A 20,414-nucleotide genomic window follows, 5' to 3' on the forward strand; every position below is an offset into this window, starting at 1 on the left:
CCCTCGATTTGTTATGTGATTGAAAAATGTGACATTCAGCTGGTGCCGCCGTCGGCATCGAGCCGGAACGACACGGGCAAGGTGACCGTCACCGTGCCCTGTCGCAATACGGTGGCGGGCGGCGCCGGCAGCGGCTGCGCGCGCTGCAGCACTTGCAAGGCTTCGCGGTCGAGCAGCACCGTGCCCGACGAGGTGATCAATTCACTGGCCAGCAATTTTCCGTCGCGATCCACCTGGAAGCGCACCCAGGCGGCGCCAGCCCGCTTGCGCTGGCGCGCATCGCCCGGATAGCGCTTGAAATGGGCCAAGTGGCCAAGCACCTGGCTTTGCCAGCTGGCGGGCGCCGCGCTGGTCGATGGCGTGTCGCTGTTGAACGGCGCCGCCTGGGGACCGCGCACGGCAGCCGGCGCCGGCGTGGCGCTGCTGCTGGCCTGCGCAGGCACGGACGCGTCCTTCGCGGCATCCTTGCCGGGATCGGGCGACGGACTGGCCGCTGCCTTGGTGTCTTTTTCCGCGGCGACGATGTCCGGCGCGGCGGCACGCGCCAGCACCGGCAAGGCTTCCTGCCGGACTGCACTCTTGGGCGGCCGGGCGGCGCTGGACGCCGCCGACTGGCGCGCGCCCACGGCATGCGCCACCTGTGTTTCCGGCGACATCGCTTGCACGGCAAATACCACCATCACGCTGGCCGCCGGGTTGGCGGGCACGACGGTGACGGGCTGCCAGCTGGCCCACAACAGCAGCGTCAGCGCGCCCGCCATCACCAGCGACGTGGCAATGCCCCAGCTCAATACAGGGCGCGGATTCACCCGCCCTCCCGGCCCACCAGGCCCACTTTCAGATAGCCGGCCTGGCGCAGGGCGTCCATGACGCTCAGCACGTCTTCATACGCGGCTTGCTTGTCGGCCTGGAAAAACAGCGTGCGCTGGCGGTCGCCGCCCGTTTGCGCATCGAGCAGGCTGCCCAGCTGCTCGCGCGCCACGGGCGACTCGCCCAGGTACAGGCTGTGGTCCGCTTTCAGGGAAACGAACAGCGGTTTTTCGGGACGCGGCTCCGGCTTGGCCGTGGCGGCCGGCAAGTCGATTTTCAGGTCGACAGTGGCCAGCGGCGAGACCACCATGAAGATGATCAACAGCACCAGCATCACGTCAATGAAAGGCGTGACATTGATCTCGCTCAACTCCGGCATGTCGGCCGTGTCGTCGTCCGACGAAGGAAACAGGGACGCCATGGCTCAGGCCTGCTTGCGCATGTCGAGATCCCTGCTCAGCATCAGCAGCACTTGCGCGGAAGCGGCGCGCAGCTGCGCCTTGTACTGGTTGATGCCGCGGCTGAGCACGTTATAAATGACGACGGCGGGTATCGCCGCCACCAGGCCCAGCGCTGTCGCCAGCAAGGCTTCCGCGATGCCAGGCGCTACTGTCGCCAGATTCGTGCTCTGGCTGACGGCGATGCCGATAAAACTGTTCATGATGCCCCACACGGTGCCGAACAGGCCGACGAACGGCGCCACGGCGCCGATGCTGGCCAGCAGGCCGATGCCGTGCGTCATGCCGCGCACCTGCTGCGCAATGAGCTGCTCCTGGCGAAAGCCGGCCCGCTCCTTCAGGGCTACCGCCGGGGCATTGGCGTGCGACAGGCTCAGCTCCTGCTGCACATCGTCGAGTAGTTGCCGCGCCAGCGAAGTGCTGCCCGCCCCCTCCACTTTGGCGGCCGCATCGGGCAAGGAAGTGGCCGACTTCAGCATGGCGACGGCTTGCGCCGCCTCGCGCCGGGCTTGCAGCAAACTGGCGCCCTTCACCAGCAAGACCACCCAGGTGGCCAGCGCGGCGACCAGCAAACCGATGAGCACGCTTTTGACGACCTGGTCTGCGGCGAAAAACATGCCCAGCGGCGACATGTCATGGGGCAAAGCGGACGCTTGCGCGGTGGCGTGACAGAGGGAAAGAACGGCACCGCAGCTGGCGGCTTTGATACGGAGGATACGCATGAGAACTTTGACAGGTAACAGGCATGGCTGCGCCAACGGCGCGCACGCGCATGCAAAAAAATCGGACGGACTACCTGGCTGCTGCGGGGGAGCTTGCTGGGGGAGAGTGCCGGGCAGAACGCCCGGCGGACATACAAAAAATTATTTGGCGCTGGCGACGGCAGGTGCAACAACCGGCGTGAACCAGACAAAATCCGCCTGCGGCGCCAGCACCGTGGCGCCCTGCTGTGCCAGAACCAGCACCAGCGGCGCGGGGCCACCCGTCAAGTCCTGCACGTGCAGCGGCACGCCCAGGTCCTTGTGCGCATGGTAGGCGCCGGCGATCAGCACGGCCGGCGCGGGCGCGGCCAGCAGGCGCTCGGCCATGCGGCGGTCGCGCTGCTGCTGCACCGACAGCATGGCGGCCAGGCGCGGCTCATCGATCTGGTTGTCATGCATGACGCGGATGATGTCCTTCAATTTGTCATGCACCTTGCCATCGTTGGCCAGGTTCGAGTGCTTGCCCTGCACGGCCGGCTTGTCGATAAACAGTTGCTTGATCTCGCTGCGGTCCAGGTTGGCCGACCAGACGGGATACGGCGCGCGCATCACGGTCATGACCAGGTCGCCATATTGTTCCCACTTCCAGCTCGGCTGCCAGGCCAGCAGCTCGGCCACGTGTTCGGGGCGCACCACGGGATCCGTCTGCAGCCACGGCTTGACCTTGTCCACCTTGGCTTGTTGGTCCGGGTTCAGCATTTCCAGCAGCACGCTGCCTTGCGGGCGCTGGCCCTGCAGTTGCTGCAGCAGCCATTGCTCGATCTGGTGATGGCTGAGCTGGTCATGCTGTTCGCCGACAATGATCCTTGGCGCGGTGGCCAGCTGGGCCAGCAATTGTTCGGCAGTCACGCGCTGGCCGCTGCGCAGGTCGACGATCTCGCCCAGCTGGCGCACGTCTTGTACAGTAGCGGACGCTGTGGCGGCGCCGGTGGCCGTGCCTGCAACCGGGGCGACGCTGCTGCAGGCGCTCAACGCCAGTACGCAGGCGGGCAGGACAGCAGCGAGGGACAAGGGGAATTTCATGGGCATGGCCTTTCGGGTGGAAGCACGCATTGCAAAATAACTACTGGCGGGCATTTTAATAGAAATGATTCTCATTTACAACCAATGTACGCTGAACCAGGCAGATTTTTTTACAACTGGCAAAAATAAAAATGGTGCTTCGGTGAAATCCCCGGGCGCGGAGTAGAATAAAAAAAACGGAGGACTCGCGTGAATCAAACTGACCAGTTGGCGGTACTGAAAAAACCGCTGCCAGAATCCCTTGCTGCCGTACTTTCCCTGATCTTTGCCGACCGCTTTTCCATGACACAAGCCATGCGCGCACACCATGGCCGCGACGAGTCGAGCTATCCTCCCATGTTACCGGACGCCGTTATCTTCGCCCATTCCACCGAGGAAGTGGCGGCCGCCGTCAAGCTGTGCAGCGCGCACGACGTGCCCGTCATCGCCTACGGCAGCGGCACTTCGCTTGAAGGTCACGTGCTGGCCCTGCATGGCGGCGTGACGATTGATCTGTCGCAAATGCACCAGATGGTGGCAGTGCATAGTGAAGACTTGACGGCCACCGTGCAGGCGGGTGTGACGCGCAAACAGCTCAATGAAGAAATCCGCGACACGGGCCTGTTCTTCCCCATCGACCCCGGCGCCAATGCGTCGCTGGGCGGCATGGCTGCCACGCGCGCCTCGGGCACGAACGCCGTGCGCTACGGCACCATGCGCGAAAACGTGCTGGCCCTGACGGTGGTGACGGCCGATGGCCGCATCATCAAGACGGGGACCAGGGCGAAAAAATCGTCGGCCGGCTACGACCTGACGCGCCTGTTCGTCGGCAGCGAGGGCACGTTAGGCATCATCACGGAAGTGACGGTAAAACTGTATCCGCTGCCGGAAGCGATCTCGGCGGCCGTGTGCTCGTTCCACGGCACGGGCGAGGCCGTCAGCGCCGTGATCCAGACCATCCAGATGGGTATTCCTGTGGCGCGGGTCGAGTTTCTCGATGAAAATGGCGTGAAAGCCATCAATGCCTACGACAAGATGGCGCTGCCGGAGAAACCCTTGTTGCTGTTTGAATTTCACGGCACGCCGGCCAGCGTGGCCGAGCAAGCGCAGCTGGTGCAAGCCATCACGGCGGAACACGGCGCCAGCGATTTCGAGTGGGCCAGCCGCCCGGAAGACCGCTCTCGCCTGTGGGCCGCGCGCCACAACGCCTATTTCGCCCTGTTGCAGATGCGTCCCGGCAGCCGCGCCATTTCCACCGACTGCTGCGTGCCGATTTCGCGCCTGGCCGAATGCATCCTGGCCACCAAGGCCGATTGCGAAGCGCAGGGGCTCGTCTACGCCATCATCGGCCACGTCGGCGACGGCAATTTCCACGTGCAGATGCTGGTCGACCCGGACGACCCCGCCGACATCGCGCGCGCGGAAAAGGTCAACAGCGACATGGTCACGCGCGCCATCGGCATGGATGGTACGTGCACGGGAGAACATGGCGTGGGCATGCACAAGATGGCTTTCCTGGTGGAAGAACATGGTGCAGGTGCCATCGACACCATGCGCGCCCTGAAACACGCGCTGGACCCGAAGAACATCATGAATCCGGGCAAGATCGTGCGCTGGTAATCAGGCCGTCAATTCCATGCGCATCGGCACGAAGGCGATGCCATCCATTTCCACCTTCGGCCCCGTGGCGACAAAGCCCAGGCTGGTGTACAGGGGCAAGGCATACAGCGAGGAATTGACGGTAAAGGCCGTCACATCGCCTTTGGCCAGCGACGCATCGCGGGCAGCCTGCCACAGCCGGCGCGCCATGCCGCGCCGGTGCAGGGCGCGCGGCACGAACATGTGGAACAGATGCGTGTTGTCGCGCATGGCCACCACGCCGGCCAGTGCGCCGTCGATATGCGCGAGCTGATACGCGTAGCGCGACTGCGACAGATAGCCTTCGATGGCCGGCTGGCGGCAGTGTTCGATGAACTTTTCCGCCCCCGCGCCATCAGGGTGCAAGGTCAGAAAGGGCATCAGGTCGTCGATCAGGGCGACGATGGCGGGCGCGTCGGCAACCAGGGCGGGACGCAATGTCGGTTCGGGCAAAGTAGTCATATAACAATCATGCCATCAGCTGGATAATGTTGACAAGCATCAACAGAAATCCCGGCTGCTGGTGCGCAAGCGCCCCAGCAAATGCGACATGTCGACCAGGCGCTTGGCCACCAGATTGCGCACGATGCCTTCGCGCTGCCACACGCCGTACACGCCCAGCAGCGGCGCGCTCAGTACTTCGCGTCGCTGGCTTTCCACCAGGTCGGGCCAGACGATGACGTTGACGGTGCCCGTCTCGTCTTCCAGGGTCATGAAGATCACGCCCTTGGCCGTGCCCGGACGCTGGCGCACGGTGACGATGCCGCAGGCGCGCGCCAGTTGGCCATCCGTGTAGCTGGCCAGCGCGGACGCGGGCAGGAAACGCTGTTCCAGCAATTGCCTGCGCAGCAGCGCCAGCGGGTGGCGGCCCAGGGTCAGGCCTTGCGCACGATAGTCGCTGACGATGCTCTCGCCTTCCGTCGGTGCGGCCAGTACGGGCAAGTCTTCCTCTTGCGTGGTGACGCGCAGCAAATCCTTGTCAGGCACGGCGCCGGCCGCCTGCCATAGCGCCTCGCGCCGGTGGCCAGCCAGCGCGTGCAGGGCGTTGCCAGCAGCCAACACCTGTAAGTCATGACGGTCCAGGCCGCCACGCCGCGCCAGGTCGGCCACGTCGACAAAGGCGGTGATGGCGCGCGCATCCTCGATGCGCAGGGCCGCCTCGGCGCGCATGCCGAACAGACTGTTCAAGCCCAGGCGCACGGCGGGCGCCGCTCCCTTGCCTTCTTCCAATACCGCTTCCCAGCCGCTGATGGACACGTCGACGGGCAGCACGTGTACGCCATGCCGGCGCGCATCCTGCACCAGTTGCGAGGGGCTGTAAAAGCCCATGGGCTGGCTGTTGAGCAAGGCGCACAGAAAGGCGGCCGGCTCGTGGCATTTCAGCCAGGAACTGGCGTACGTCAGCAGCGCGAAACTGGCCGCGTGCGACTCGGGAAAACCATATTCGCCAAAGCCCTCAATCTGGCTGAAGATGGCCTCCGCGAACTCCCGGTCATAATCATTTTTGACCATCGTTTCAACGATACGTTTCTTGTAATTGTTCATGCCGCCCTTGCGTTTCCAGGCCGCCATGGCGCGCCTCAGCTCATCGGCCTCGCCGGGACTGAAATCGGCCGCGATGATGGCCACCTGCATCACCTGCTCCTGGAAAATCGGAATGCCCAGGGTACGTCCCAGCGCCTTTTCCAGGCCCTTCGGATAGTCGACAGGTTCTTTCTGCTGGCGCCGCTGCAGATACGGATGCACCATGCCGCCCTGGATGGGGCCGGGACGCACCAGCGCCACCTCGATGACGAGGTCGTAGAATTCACGGGGGCGCAGACGGGGCAGCATGCTCATCTGGGCGCGCGACTCGATCTGGAACACGCCGATGGTGTCGGCCTCGCACATCATGTCGTAGGTGGCGGGGTCTTCGGCAGGGATATCCTGCAGGCGAAATTCCTCGCCGCGCCGCGCACTCACCAGTTCCAGCGCGCGGCGCAGGGCCGACAACATGCCCAGCGCCAGCACATCAACCTTCATCAAGCCCAGCTCCTCGAGGTCATTCTTGTCCCACTCGATGACGCTGCGCTCGGCCATGCTGGCGTTTTCAATCGGCACCAGTCGCGACAATTTTCCTTGCGCAATCACAAAGCCGCCCGGATGCTGCGACAGATGGCGGGGAAAACCCAGCAACTGCTGCGCCAGGCCGGCCCACTGCTGCGACAATTCCGCCTCCGGGTCGAGCCCGCATTCGGCCAGGCGCTCCAGCAGATCGCGCTTGCCATCGAACCAGCGATGCGCCTTGGCCACTTTTTCCACGATGGCCAGGTCGATCCCCAGCGCCCGGCCGCTGTCGCGCAAGGCGCTTTTCGGCCGGTAGCTGATCACCACGGCTGCCAGAGCGGCTCGTTCGCGGCCATATTTTCCGTAGATATATTGAATCACTTCTTCGCGCCGCTGGTGCTCGAAGTCGACGTCGATGTCGGGTGGCTCGTTGCGTTCGCGCGACATGAAGCGTCCGACCAGCGAGTTGCCGCGCGCCGGGTCCACTTCCGTGATGTGCAGGCAATAACAGACGGCCGAATTGGCGGCCGAGCCCCTGCCCTGGCACAGGATGTTTTGTGAGCGGGCAAAGCGCACGATGTCGTACACGGTCAAAAAGTATGCTTCATACGACAGCTCGGCGATCAGTTCCAGCTCCTGCTCGATCTGCTCCTGCACGTTGGCCGGAATACCCAGCGGAAAGCGGCTGCGCGCCCCCGCATACGTCTCTTCGCGCAGATAGGTCGCCGGCGTGTGGCCGTGCGGTACCAGCTCGACTGGATAGTCATAGCACAGGCTGTCGAGGGAAAATGTACACTTCTTGGCGATGCGCAAGGTTTCCGCAAGCGCCTGCGGCGGATACACATTGGCAAGGCGCAGGCGCGCGCGCAGATGCTGCTCCGCATTTTGCGCCAGCGCATAGCCGCACTCGCCCACGGGCTTGCCCACGCGTATCGCGCACAGGGTGTCGAGCAGGGGCTTGCGCGAACGCACGTGCATGCACACATGGCCCACAGCCACCACGGACAAGCCCAGCGCCTGCGCCGCCGCCTGCACGGCGCTGCGGTGTGCGTCATCCTGCGCCCGCTGCAGCAGGTTCAGGCCGATCCAGCTGCGCTCGCCGCCAAAGGTGGACGCCATCCACGCTCCCTGTGCGCGCAGCGTCCCGGACTGGGCCGGGTAGCTGGGCAGCAAGATCATCAGGCAGCCGGGCAAGCCCTGCAAATGGGCAAACTCCGCCGAAGGCGCGGCGAAATCATCAGGCGTCAGCAAATAGCTGCCCTTGGCCGCCCGCGTGCGCGCCATGGTGATCAGTTCCGACAAATTGCCATAGCCATCGCGGTTCTGCACCAGCGCCAGCAAGGACAGGGCCGGACTGCCGTCGGCCTGCGTCAAGTGAAAATGCGCGCCGATAATCAAGGGGAAACCAACCCGCTTGGCCGTCGCATGGGCGCGCACGACACCGGCCAGCGAGCACTCGTCCGTGATGGCCAGCCCCTTGTACCCGAGCTGGACGGCGCGCGCCACCAGCTCTTCCGCATGCGAGGCCCCATGCAGGAAGCTGAAATTGCTCAGGCAGTACAACTCAGCATACTCGGGTAAGACTGCGCCCCACATGATCTACCTCAATACTGTATATAAACACAGTATATTATACTTATCTGGAATCGGGCTTATCGTTTATGCTGATGTTTTACCTTGCACATCATCCGCCATGATCGTCCACTTATTAAAATGTTTCGGCGCCGCACCCGGTGGCGGCAATGCGGCGCTGGTCGTGGAGAACGACGACAGCAGCGAAACGGCGCGCCAGCAATTCGCCCGCGAGCGCAATGTGAGTGCCTGCGTCTTCCTCGACCGGCAAGCGGACGGCGGCATCGTGCTTGACTATTTTTATCCGCACACGCGCAGTCCCCTGTGCCTGCATGCCACCCTGGCCGCCGCGCATGTGCTGCTGACGGCGCCTGGCGCCCCGGCAACCCTGACGGTAAGCACGGCCATGCGCGGGCAAGCCTTGCAGCTAGAGTGCAACGCCGCCGGTCTATTCATCAGCCTGGCGCCGCAGCCGGCGCCTGCCGTCATGCTGGAAAAATATGTGCCGTCCGAACTCATGGGCCAACACATGCACTTGCTGTCGCCGCCCGTCATCGCCTCTGTCGGCAGTCCGAAGCTGCTGCTGGAAGTGGCCGACCGCACCATCCTGCGCGCGCTGCGGCCGAACCTGGAACTGATCGCCGACTGGAGCGCCTTGCACAAGGTCAACGGCTGCTATGCGTATTGCCGCACGGGCGAGCACGAGTACGAAGGGCGCAACTTCAACCACCTCGATCCGGCGCTGGAAGACAGCGCTACGGGTGTGGCGGCGGGCGCGCTGGCAGCGCATTGGCAACAGTCGCTGAGCCTGCATCAGGGCCACGTGACGCAGCAGCCGTGTTTGATCCAGGTGCAGTACAGCGCGCAGGCCATCCGGGTGGGCGGCATGGTGCAACGCAGCACCTGAATGGGGCATGCCGCACCAGCGCAAGGCAAGCCAGGCAGCGACGAAAAGATAATCAACCAGGAAACAACAGTTACAGCAAATTTGTAATAACAAAACAAAGTATCGCTGGTGAATGCTGAAATGATGGCACTAGAATCAAGTCACGAATCTTGCTCATCAGCCACTTGGAGATACTGCGTGCCGACCCTCACCACCTTGCGTAAAGCAGTCCTTATCAGCCTGTACGGCAGCGCCGCCCTGGCCGTTTTCAGTCCCGCCGCCATGGCCCAGAACACGGAAGCGGCCGCCACGGACGGCCCCGTGCAAACGGTCAGCGTGGTCGGCTCGCGCCGGGTTGCCAGTTCCGCCACCGATACCATGGTGCCGGTCGATATCATTCCCATTTCCAAGGTGGCCGAACAAGGCGGCCAGTTTGACCTGGCGCAATCGCTGCAATACATCTCGCCCTCGTTCAACTCCACGCGCCAGACGGGCGCCGACGGGGCCGACCTGATCGATTCGGCCGCCCTGCGCGGCCTCGGCTCCGACCAGACCCTGGTGCTGGTGAACGGCAAGCGGCGCCACACGACAGCCCTGGTCAACCTGTTCGGCGCGCGCAACCGCGGCAACACGGGCACGGACATGAATGCGATTCCCTTGTTGGCGATCAAGAACGTGCAAGTGCTGCGCGACGGCGCCGCCGCCCAGTACGGCTCGGACGCCATTGCCGGCGTGATCGACATCGAACTGAAGAAAAGCCTGGGCTGCGAAGCCGTGGCAGGCTACAGCCAGTATTCCGAAGGCGACGGCAAGAATTACATGACCTCCGCCTATTGCGGCATCGCGCTGGGCGACAAGGGCACCCTGGCCATCACGGGCGAATACCTGGACCGGGGCCGCTCGAACCGGGCCGATGCGGACAGCATGCGCATCATCGGCGACACCAAGTCCAAAAACAAGACCCTGTACGTGAATGGCGACTACGCCACCAGCGGCACGGGCAAGCTGTACTTCACGGCCGGCGCGCAGACGCGCGACGCGTCCAGCGCCGCATTTGGCCGGGGCGGCATCGGCAGCGACGACATTCCATCGCGCAATTCGGCCGCCATGTATCCGGACGGTTTCGTGCCTTTCATTAACGGCAAGATCGACGACCAGTACGCCACCATCGGCCACCGCAGCCAGATCGGCGAATGGCATGCGGACTTTTCGCAAACCTATGGCTACAACAAGATGCGCTATGACATCAGCCATACCTTGAACGCCTCGATCGCCAATCTCGACCTGATGAACGGCGGCAAGGGCATCAGCGCCAGCAGCTATGACGCGGGCGGCTTCTCGTTCCAGCAGCTGACCAGCAACGCCGACTTCAGCCGTTACTACGACACAGTGATGCGCGGCATGAACGTGGCTTTCGGCGCCGAATACCGCAGCGAGGAATACAAGATCATGGCCGGCGAACCGGGCTCCTACAGCGACGCCGACGGCGTGGGCGTGGGCGGCAATGCGGGCAGCCAGGGCTTTCCCGGCTTCCAGCCCGGCGACGCCACCAAGGCCAAACGCCACAGCATCGCCGCGTATGGCGACGTGGAACTGGACTGGACGGAGCGCCTGAAGACCCAGGCCGCCCTGCGCTATGAAAAATTCAGCGACTTTGGCTCCACCGTGACGGGCAAGCTGGCCGCCAGCTATAAAGTGGCGCCGAACGTGCTGCTGCGCGGCTCGGCCAGCACGGGTTTCCGCGCGCCATCGTTGCAACAAGTGTATTTCTCGTCCACCTTCACCGACTTCATCGGCGGCGTACCCACCGACGTGGTGCTGGCGCCGAACGGCGGCGCCGTCGCCAACGCGGCCGGTATTCCGAAGTTGAAAGAGGAAAAATCCACCAGTTTTACCTTGGGCACCACCTGGACGCCGACGCAAGCCATTTCCGTCACAGCCGACCTGTACAACATCAAGATCAAGGACCGCATCGTGCTGTCGGGCCGCTTCAACGCGGACAACTACCCGGACCTGGCCGCGCGCTTGGCCCTGCTGGGTGTGGGCGAGGCGCAATTCTTCGTCAACTCCATCGACACGCGCACGCGCGGGCTGGACCTGACGGCCTCGCACAAGGGAGAATTGGCCGGCAACCGCCTGAACACCTTCCTGGCCTTGAATTTGAGCAAAACGGAAGTGACGAAAGTCAAGACGCCCGCCTCGCTGACGGGCTTCGAGGATGTCCTGCTGTCCGAGCGCGAACGCCTGTTCATCGAGCAGGGCGGCCCGCGCGCGAAAGCCACTCTGGGCTTCGACTACATCACGGGCAAGCTGGAGTCCGACCTGCGCATCATCTATTTTGGTCCACAAACCCTGGGCACCTTCAGCGGCACGGCCGAAGGCGTACCGAACGCCCGCTATGCGGCCAAGACCTCGGCCGACCTGAGCTTCACCTACAGCATCAGCAAAAATACCAAGCTCACTTTTGGCGGCAACAACATCTTCAACGTCAAGCCGACCACGCAAAACGCGGATGAAACGGATAACGGCTTCAAATACGACAGCGTGCAGTTCGGCCTGAACGGCGCTTCGTATTTCGGACGGCTGTGGGTGAAGTTCTGATCACCGTGTCCGTATAAGAAAACAGCGGCTGCGCCAGCATGGACAGCCGCTGTTGTTATATCGGCATACGCAATTCAATGCTCATCGCCCGCATAGATCCACATCGGTTCTGTTTTCCCTGCCCGCACGAAGCCCACAGATTCATAGAACGCGATGGCCTTGCCGTCCGCTGTCAGCATTTGCTGGTGAAACCCCGAATATTTTTCCAGCATTGCCGCCATCATCCTTCTGCCGACGCCCTGGCCTTGCGCCATGGGATCGACGAGCATATGCGGGAAGTAGACCACCAGATAGCCATCGGAAATGGCATTGCCGATGCCAATCAATTTGCCATCTGCGCGGGCCGTCACCAGGCTGTGGGAATTGCGCAATGCGGCCATCAGCTCCTTGGGCTTTTCTGCGGATGACCAGTGATTGGCCTTGTAGATGGCTATCACTTCTTGCTCGGTAATCACATCATTCATGGAAATTTGCATCGGCACGGCCTTCTTTATGGATGGCGCTGACCTTCGCAATGGGAAGGTCCAAGCGTTTCGACAACATCAACATCTATTGTATCGATCCACGTCCCACCAGTTTCATAACTCATACACTCCCATGCTCCAGTAGCGGCTGCCTTGCCTGTTGCGGGCAAGCCACCCCAATGCCTGCAGCTCTTTGCCGATCAAACGATTCATGATGCCATGTCCGACCAGCAGCACAGGCCCATTGGCGGCAAGCGCGACAAGCCGCTCTGCGGCAGCCCTGGCGCGCCGCCGGGTTATCGCTAGCGAGTCCGCACCGCGCGCATAACCGAACAACCAGAGCAGGCGAAAAATCACTGCCCAGACTTGAGACGGCAACCAGGGCGCTTTCCAGAGGGCAAAGGGAAGCCCGGCCTCAATAAAAATCGCCTCTTGCATGAACGGCAATTCGCCCAATGCCCTGGCCGAGGAGCATGCCCTGGGTGCCGTGCTTGCCACGATGGTTGACGCGGAAAGCGCTGCCAAAGGGCATTCCGCAGGGATGTCATTGTCTTCAATGACGGATTGATTGTAGCGATCAATCCACTGTCCCATTTGCATGGGCGCTATCCAGCGCCCCTTGGCGAGTCGGGGCTCGCCGTGACGCATCAGTGTTATTCGCATGTTCAGTTGAATCGCCTCGCCCATTTATCAGCCTGCCTCATTGCCCCGGCCGCTTCCAGCCAGCACGGCCGCGGTGAACAATCTTTGCCCTGCGGCAGAAAGAACGGATAATAGCGGCTAACTTACTTATGCACATATTGGATTACCATGGAAATTAAAGTCAACTTTCTCGACAAGCTGCGTCTCGAAGCCAAGTTCGACGATTTTACGGTCATCGCCGACCAGCCTATCCGCTACAAGGGCGATGGTTCGGCCCCCGGCCCGTTCGATTACTTTTTGGCATCGTCGGCCCTGTGCGCGGCCTACTTCGTGAAGTTGTATTGCGATACGCGCAATATTTCCACGGAAAATATCCGTTTATCGCAAAACAATATTGTCGATCCTGAAAACCGCTATCAGCAGATTTTCAAGATCCAGGTCGAGTTGCCGGCCGATATCTCGGCCAAGGACCGCCAGGGCATCCTGCGCTCGATCGACCGTTGCACGGTGAAAAAAGTGGTGCAAGCGGGGCCCGAGTTCGTCATTGAAGAAGTCGCGAATCTGGATGCCGATGCGCAATCCTTGCTGATGCTCAATCCGGCCGGCGAAGCCAGCACCTATATTGTGGGCAAGGACTTGCCGCTGGAACAGACCATCGCCAATATGTCTGGCCTGCTGGCGGGCCTCGGCATCAAGATTGAAATCGCCTCGTGGCGCAACATCATTCCGAATGTATGGTCGCTGCATATCCGCGACGCGCATTCGCCCATGTGTTTCACCAACGGCAAGGGCGCGACCAAGGAAAGCGCGCTGGCGTCGGCCCTGGGCGAGTATATCGAGCGCCTCAGCAACAACCATTTCTACGCCGGATCTTTCTGGGGTAACGACATCGCCAACGCGGCATTTGTCCATTACCCGAACGAGCGCTGGTTCAAGCCGGGCCGCAAGGATGCGCTGCCGAAAGAGATTCTCGACGCCTACTGCCTCGACATCTACAACCCCGATGGCGAGCTGCGCGGCTCGCACCTGATCGACACCAACTCCGGCAATGCCGAGCGCGGCATCTGCTCGCTGCCGTATGTGCGCCACTCCGATGGCGAGGTCGTGTATTTCCCGTCGAACCTGATTGAAAACCTGTACGTCAGCAATGGCATGAGCGCCGGCAATACCCTGGTTGAAGCGCAAGTGCAATGTCTGTCGGAAATTTTCGAGCGGGCCGTCAAGCGCGAAATCCTCGAAGGCGAAATCGCCCTGCCCGACGTGCCGCAGGACGTGCTGGCGAAGTATCCGGGCATTGTGGCCGGCATCGCCGGCCTGGAAGAACAGGGTTTCCCCGTGCTGGTGAAAGATGCGTCGCTGGGCGGCGTGTACCCGGTGATGTGCGTCACCCTGATGAACCCGCGCACAGGCGGCGTGTTTGCCTCGTTCGGCGCACACCCGAGCCTGGAAGTGGCGCTCGAACGCAGCCTGACGGAATTGCTGCAGGGCCGCAGTTTTGAAGGCTTGAACGACTTGCCGCAGCCGACGTTTGCCAGCGAAGCCGTCACCGAGCCAAACAACTTTGTCGAACACTTCATCGATTCGAGCGGCATCGTCTCGTGGCGCTTCTTCAGCGCGAAGGCAGATTACGATTTTGTCGAGTGGGATTTTTCCGGCCACGGCGAGAACTCGAATGCCGAGGAAGCGGCCACCCTGTTCGGCATCCTCGCCGGCATGGGCAAGGAAGTCTACACGGCCGAGTACGACCAGCTGGGCGCCACCGCCTGCCGCATCCTCGTGCCCGGCTATTCGGAAGTGTATCCGGTCGAAGATTTGATCTGGGACAACACCAACAAGGCGCTGCTGTTCCGCGCCGACATCCTGAACTTGCACGGCCTGGACGATGCCAGCCTGGAAGACCTGCTCGAGCGCCTGGAAAACAGCGAGCTCGACGAGTACGGCGACATCGCCACCCTGATCGGCATCGAATTTGACGAAAATACCGTGTGGGGCCAGCTGACGACCCTTGAATTGAAGCTGCTGATTCATCTCGCCCTGCAGCAATTCGAAGAAGCGAAAGAGCTGGTGGAAACCTTCCTGCAGTACAACGACAACACGCTCGAGCGCAAACTGTTCTATCAAGCCATGAACGTGGTGCTGGAAGTGGAACTCGACGACGAACTGGAGCTGGACGATTACGTCGTCAATTTCCGCCGCATGTTTGGCAACGAACGCATGGACGCGGTGCTGGGCTCGGTGGACGGCAGCGTGCGCTTCTTCGGCCTGACCCCGACCAGCATGCAACTGGAAGGCCTCGACAGGCACCAGCGCCTGATCGACAGCTTCAAGAAGTTGCATGCGGCGCGCGCCAAGGCGGCGGCCACAAGCAGCTAAACTGAGCAGGCACAAGCGCTGAACCTGTTCGGCGCCCCCAATTGCATCAGCCATGGGAAATTATTCTAGGGCAACGACTGGCTGGACGATGCGCTGGCGCATGCGGCGGTCGCACGGTCACTGTCAATGTGAAACCTGACGCTGTTTTCAGGAACGACGTGCGCAAGAAGCAGCCTCAGCAACACACCTGCGCACGCGTTTCTACACCTTCCCCGCATGAAAATAGCGCCATGACAAAAAAATAATTAACTTGTCGTTGCTTGGGATTGCACGTACATTTCCCTTCGGTAATTGCATGTATGCCATGCAAGGAGGAGCGAAATGAAAGCATTTCCTGCGCTGCCATTATTGGCGCTGCTATTGAGTGGATGCGGCTTTGCACCGCCCAATGCCTATCCGATCTTTCGCATGCCCAGCAACGCGGAAAGCAATGCGCTGACCGAGAGCGTGCAGAGCAATACCTTGTTTGGCGCTCCCGCCACGCTGGCAGAGAGCAAGATATTATTGCTCAAACAAAGATTCTGGTATTTGAAGCTGGCCGAGGATAGCCAGCGCGCCATCTACAACCAGAGCGACTGGGCTTTGACGGGCGGCGCCATCGGAACCGCGGGCGGCCTGCTCAAATCGCTGCCGACAGCGGCACTGGGTGCCGTCATCGGCGGTGGCGCCGGCCTGGTCGCTTCGCGCTACTCACTGGACCAGCAATCGACGCTCTACGCCAAGGCGGCCGACAAGGTGGCCTGCCTGAGCGTCGTCCTGTCGAACTATGAGCAGCGCAAGCGTCCTGTCGCAAGCGTGATCGCCTGGCCCGACAGCATCGAACAACAAACCACTTCTTCGCTCAATGTCGCCTGGCTCTCGGTGCTGGCAGAACTGCGTGCATCGCTGCAAGTGCTCAAGCCGCAAGAAGTAAGCATCAAGCAAGTCATCGACCTGCGCGACCGCTATGCCAGCAACAACATTTTAGTCAACAGTACAGGAAATACTCTCTCGGCCGCCCTGCTCCAGCAGGAACAGGCGCTTCAGCTCCTGCAGAAACAGTCGCGTCAGATACAGGCCAGAGAAATCAAAGAGCCGAGCAAGGCAGCCCAGCTTGCCGCGCTGGCTGCGGCGAACGAGAGGAGTGAAGCCGTTCGCATCGCTCAATTGGCCCAAATTACGGCTTTGGGCGAGCTTGCCCTGGACGAAATCGACTCCTGCGTCCTGATCGGCAAACCCAAGGCGGAATAATCACTTGCTGCGAACTTTCACCCGATTGCGATGACCAACCCAGATTGCGATGAGAAACGGAGCATACCCATGGATAAGCAACTGATCGACCAGATCATCGCAGCGGCCAATAGCGATGCACGGCTGCACGCAGCCCAGCAGCGCGCGGCCGTGGCGCTTGATCTGGACGATGCGCAACCGCCATTGCTCAATGGCTGCGCGGCAACATTGAGCGCACTGCTGATCTCCGTCGGCGTGGATATTCCCCTCACCTTGGGCGCAGGGCATCTGGCGCAACGCCTTGGCGGCAGCGGCGGCCAATCGCGCCGCTGGCAGCGCATCGGCGTAGGCGAGCAGCAGGCCGGCGACGTCGGCGTCACGTATGACCTCAAGAGTCCGCCTGGCGCCGACCACATCTACCTCGTGGCGGAACGCCTCGACGCCGATGCCATGCGCATCGCCGACAACCAGCAGGCGCAGACCCATATACGCCATGCCTCAGGCAATGGCAAAACGCCCACCGAGTATTTCCTGCGGCCCAGCGGTCCGGACATCGCCGCCGTCCCGCTGACGGTATCGGCCTTGCCGCTGCCAGCGCATTTGCCCGCCCAAGTACCGGCCCAGCTGCAGGAAACCATACTGGAAATTGCCGCCCATTCCGAACTGGCGCGTTACGACTGGCCCGGCCGCGGCGTCGCGCCGGCAGGCTACATCAAGGGCATGGCCCTGGCATTTGCCAAGGCGTACCACAACTGGCTAGAAAACGATGCCACTGCCGTGAGAATGGCCGCAGCCACGCATGGCAACGACGACAACGATGCGCTGGACTGGTATGGCGGGCAATTCGCGGCCTTGGGCATGCAGAATGACAAGGATGGCGCCGATACGCTGCGGCATCTGTATGTCCTCCTGACGGGCCTGGGCATGCGCGAAAGTTCGGGCCGCTATTGCGAAGGCCGCGACAAGGATGCCCATAATACGGCGGCAAACACGGCGGAGGCGGGACTGTTCCAATCCAGCTATAACCTGATCGGAAAATCTGCCCTGATGCAGCAGATATTCACCTCGTATGCGGGTTCCACGGAACTGCTATCGGTCTTCCAGGAAGGCGTGCATTGCAAGCCCGCCGATCTGGAAAATCATGGTTCGGAAAAGAATGGCCTGGCATTCCAGCAACTATCGAAGTCCTGCCCCGCCTTCGCCGTCGAACTGGCAGCCCTGGGGCTGCGGCTCAGGCGCAGTTTATGGGGACCCATCAACGGCAAGACGGCGGAACTGCGCTTCGAGTGCGACTGGATGCTGCTGCAGGTACAGCATGCGGTGAAGCAGTCCATACAATAGAGGCGGGCAGCGGCCACCACGCGCGCATCGGCTCAGGCGCCGGCCAGCGCCGCGATCTCTTTCTGCATGTTCTCGATCGCCCGCTCGTTATATTGGTCGGCGAAATACGCATCGCCAAACAGCTGGCCCGCCTGCGCCTTGCTGCACAGGTGCTGCAGGGCCAGGCCCCGCTGCTCGTTGAAGCGCACGGGGTCGACGTGCGCGTATTCGCGGACGATGGCTTGCGTGTAGGCTAGATACACCTCTTCATCCTGCCCCAGGATGGCCAGGTCGGCGCTGAGCATGGCGTCTTTCAGCGCGTGGCTGATGCCCGGCCCCTGGAAATGGTCGGTGGCGCGTATCAATTGCGCCACATCAAGGTTATCGCCCGCATCAAGGCCGCTTGCCAGCCACAACTGGGCACTCGCCTCTTCGCTGGAATACAGGGCATCGTCGTCGTGGCTGTAGACGGCGTCGTGGAACCAGAACGCCTTCTTGACCAGCGCGCTGTCGCGCTTGGGCGCAAAGGTATTGTCGGCCCACACGCGGATCTCGGACAGGCCGTGCACCAGATGGTCGAGGTTGTGATAGTGGCGGTCCGCGCCGCCATACGCCTGCGGCCCCGTCAGGTGGGCGAACCAGTGATCCGCCAGCGCAATGTCGTCTGACGAGGCGGTGGCGTAGTTCCACAGCGCTTCCCACTCCTTGCGCAGGCAGTCGAGTATCCACGCCTGGTAGGCGGGACCGGGGACGAATTTCTTCATGGTCCAGTTCCAGCCCACGGGCCCTTCCAGCGCCTTGACGAAGCTGGAGCTGACGGAACCGAGGTCGCGCGGCGGCATGACGAAGATCGTCTTGGCGCCCTGCAGCACGTCCACATTCGTTTGCTGGATCAGGTTTTCATAGTCGAAATCGGCCGTCGTGCGGATGCCGCGGATCAGGTAGTCGCAGCCATGCTTTTTCGCCGCGCGGGCCGTGTAGTCGCCCTTGACGATGACCACCTGCACATTGTCCCAGCCGCACTCGCGCGCGCTCTGTTCGATGATGCGCTTGCGGTCTTCGGCGGGAAATTGCGGCTTCTTGGCGGGATTTTGCGACAGGAACACGATCACCTCGTCGGCGAGCGAACGCGCCTCGCCGATCACCCACATGTGGCCGTTGGTGATGGGATCGAGGGTTCCTGAAAAGCCGATCTTCTGCATGCTGCGCTCCGTTTGCTTGATTGCTTATTGCGCAGACAATATATGCCAGCGGCGCGCGCGTCAATGCAACAGGCCAAAGATCATGATCAAAACGTCATTTTTTCACGGCTTGCGGGAACTCCACGCGCACGCACAGGCCGCCCAGGCGCTCGGATTTATCCAGCACCAGGCGCGCGCCATGGCGCTCGGCGATGGCCTTGATGATGGCCAGCCCCAGGCCGCTGCCGTTGGCGTCCGTGCCGGGCACGCGGTAGAAGCGGCTGAAGACGCGCTCGCGCTCCTCGGGCGGGATGCCAGGGCCGCTGTCTTCCACCGACAAGGTCACGCCGACGGGGCTGGCGCGCAGGTCGATATCGACCGTGCCGCCCTGCGGCGTGTACTTGATGGCGTTGTCGACCAGGTTGCGCAGCATGATGTTGAGCGCATCGGCCTGCCCCGCCACCTTGGCCGGGTCCATGTGATGCAGGCCAAGGTCGATCTTGCGCGCCTGCGCGATGCCGGCCATGTCGCCCAGCGCCCGCTTGACGACATCGTTCAAGTCCACCGCCTGCAGCTGGTCGCCGCTGGCGGCACTGGCTTCCTGGCGCGCCAGCACCAGCAGCTGCTCGACCAGGCGCGTGGCCCGCTCGATGCCGGCGCTGACGCGGGAAATCGCCAGGCTGCGTTTTTCTTCCGATTCGGCCCGTTCCAGGCTCAATACCTGCAGTTTCAGGGCAGCCAGCGGCGTGCGCAATTCATGCGCGGCGTCGGCAACAAAGTGCTGCTGCGCGTCGAACGCCGTTTTCACGCGCCCGAACAGCAAATTCAATTCATGCACCAGGGGGCGCACTTCGTCAGGCAAACCCGCTTCCGAGACGGGCGACAGGTCGTCCGCCTGACGCGCCGCCACCTGCTTGCGCACGCGCGAGACGGGCGCCAGCGAACCGCTGACGACCCACCAGACGACCAGCATCAGGATAGGCGCCATCAGCGCGATGGGACCGACCGTGCGCAGCGCCAGGCTGCCGGCCATGCGCTTGCGCACGGCCATGTCCTGGGCGATCTGCACGGTCTGGGAACTGGTTTGCACGGAAAAGATGCGGTAAGTCGTGCCGTTGGCTTTCACGTTGGAAAAGCCCAGCACGGCGCGCTGCGGCAGTTCCGCGCGCGTGATCGAACGGAACACCTGCACGCCGTCCGGCGTCCACACCTGCACCACCATGTCGTTGTTGACGGGGTCGGCAGGCAAGGCTTGCGCATGGTTGGCCAGCGGCGCGCCGGAACGCAGCGACAGGGCCATCTGCTGCATGTGGTAATCAAAAATCTGGTCGGCGTCGTACAGGGCGCTGCGGTAGGCGATCGACGCTTGCGCCAGCGCCGCCATGATGATGGCCGCCAGCAAAAACCACAGCAGGCGGCCGCGCAGCGAATGCGTCACCGTGACCTTCATC

16 protein-coding genes are annotated in these 20,414 nt (G+C 62.3%); 6 read left to right on the forward strand and 10 right to left on the reverse strand.

From position 1 onward, the window contains the following. Positions 1-35: 35 nt before the first annotated feature. From AC3IQ7_RS23270 to AC3IQ7_RS23285, 4 genes are all read right to left on the reverse strand, one after another. The gene (locus AC3IQ7_RS23270) at positions 36-809 is read right to left on the reverse strand and encodes an energy transducer TonB family protein (RefSeq protein WP_489207437.1); all 774 of its coding nucleotides are present in this window, start codon (positions 807-809) and stop codon (positions 36-38) included. Next, positions 806-1,231, reverse strand: coding sequence for a TonB system transport protein ExbD (gene exbD / locus AC3IQ7_RS23275; protein ID WP_489207438.1), 426 nt, complete (start codon positions 1,229-1,231; stop codon positions 806-808). The genes AC3IQ7_RS23270 and exbD overlap by 4 nt, the downstream gene beginning before the upstream one ends. Before the next feature lie 3 nt (positions 1,232-1,234). Further along, a complete protein-coding gene (exbB, locus tag AC3IQ7_RS23280) occupies positions 1,235-1,990 on the reverse strand; it encodes a tonB-system energizer ExbB (protein ID WP_489207439.1) in 756 nt (251 codons plus the stop codon). A gap of 141 nt (positions 1,991-2,131) precedes the next feature. Then, complete coding sequence (locus AC3IQ7_RS23285; protein WP_489207440.1) at positions 2,132-3,052, reverse strand: ChaN family lipoprotein; 921 nt, start codon at positions 3,050-3,052, stop codon at positions 2,132-2,134. A 189-nt stretch (positions 3,053-3,241) separates the two neighbouring features. On the opposite strand from AC3IQ7_RS23285, the gene AC3IQ7_RS23290 reads away from it, so the two are divergent. Continuing rightward, a complete protein-coding gene (locus tag AC3IQ7_RS23290; RefSeq protein ID WP_489207441.1) occupies positions 3,242-4,651 on the forward strand; it encodes an FAD-binding oxidoreductase in 1,410 nt (469 codons plus the stop codon). Here the strand turns inward: AC3IQ7_RS23290 and AC3IQ7_RS23295 are convergent, their stop codons facing one another. Beyond that, a complete protein-coding gene (locus AC3IQ7_RS23295; protein ID WP_489207442.1) occupies positions 4,652-5,131 on the reverse strand; it encodes a GNAT family N-acetyltransferase in 480 nt (159 codons plus the stop codon). A 39-nt stretch (positions 5,132-5,170) separates the two neighbouring features. Continuing rightward, positions 5,171-8,311, reverse strand: a complete 3,141-nt coding sequence (locus AC3IQ7_RS23300; protein WP_489207443.1) for an error-prone DNA polymerase — start codon at positions 8,309-8,311, stop codon at positions 5,171-5,173. Positions 8,312-8,408: 97 nt separating this feature from the next. On the opposite strand from AC3IQ7_RS23300, the gene AC3IQ7_RS23305 reads away from it, so the two are divergent. Next, entirely contained in the window at positions 8,409-9,194 is a 786-nt protein-coding gene (locus AC3IQ7_RS23305; RefSeq protein WP_099379078.1) for a PhzF family phenazine biosynthesis protein, read from the forward strand. 177 nt (positions 9,195-9,371) lie between these two features. Continuing rightward, positions 9,372-11,774 (forward strand): TonB-dependent receptor plug domain-containing protein, encoded by a 2,403-nt coding sequence (locus tag AC3IQ7_RS23310; protein ID WP_099379077.1) that lies wholly within the window; start codon positions 9,372-9,374, stop codon positions 11,772-11,774. A 74-nt stretch (positions 11,775-11,848) separates the two neighbouring features. Here the strand turns inward: AC3IQ7_RS23310 and AC3IQ7_RS23315 are convergent, their stop codons facing one another. Both AC3IQ7_RS23315 and AC3IQ7_RS23320 read right to left on the reverse strand, forming a co-directional pair. Continuing rightward, complete coding sequence (locus tag AC3IQ7_RS23315) at positions 11,849-12,238, reverse strand: GNAT family N-acetyltransferase (protein WP_199534441.1); 390 nt, start codon at positions 12,236-12,238, stop codon at positions 11,849-11,851. Positions 12,239-12,352: 114 nt separating this feature from the next. Further along, entirely contained in the window at positions 12,353-12,925 is a 573-nt protein-coding gene (locus AC3IQ7_RS23320) for a histidine phosphatase family protein (protein WP_199534440.1), read from the reverse strand. 123 nt (positions 12,926-13,048) lie between these two features. Here AC3IQ7_RS23320 and AC3IQ7_RS23325 point away from each other — a divergent pair, with 123 nt between their 5' ends. From AC3IQ7_RS23325 to AC3IQ7_RS23335, 3 genes are all read left to right on the forward strand, one after another. Continuing rightward, on the forward strand, positions 13,049-15,253 hold the full coding sequence (locus AC3IQ7_RS23325) for an OsmC domain/YcaO domain-containing protein (RefSeq protein WP_489207444.1): 2,205 nt from the start codon (positions 13,049-13,051) through the stop codon (positions 15,251-15,253). Between the two features lie 321 nt (positions 15,254-15,574). Further along, positions 15,575-16,483, forward strand: a complete 909-nt coding sequence (locus AC3IQ7_RS23330; protein ID WP_099379074.1) for a hypothetical protein — start codon at positions 15,575-15,577, stop codon at positions 16,481-16,483. Between the two features lie 69 nt (positions 16,484-16,552). Then, positions 16,553-17,803 carry a hypothetical protein gene (locus tag AC3IQ7_RS23335; protein ID WP_489207445.1) on the forward strand — a complete coding sequence of 417 codons (1,251 nt, stop codon included), beginning with the start codon at positions 16,553-16,555 and terminating at the stop codon, positions 17,801-17,803. A gap of 32 nt (positions 17,804-17,835) precedes the next feature. Here AC3IQ7_RS23335 and coaD read toward each other — a convergent pair whose 3' ends face one another. Then, positions 17,836-18,984 (reverse strand): pantetheine-phosphate adenylyltransferase, encoded by a 1,149-nt coding sequence (coaD, locus tag AC3IQ7_RS23340; RefSeq protein ID WP_489207446.1) that lies wholly within the window; start codon positions 18,982-18,984, stop codon positions 17,836-17,838. A 94-nt stretch (positions 18,985-19,078) separates the two neighbouring features. Next, on the reverse strand, positions 19,079-20,413 hold the full coding sequence (locus AC3IQ7_RS23345; RefSeq protein ID WP_099379071.1) for an ATP-binding protein: 1,335 nt from the start codon (positions 20,411-20,413) through the stop codon (positions 19,079-19,081). Position 20,414 lies beyond the last annotated feature (1 nt).

This window comes from Janthinobacterium sp. GL_088 (assembly GCF_057837845.1).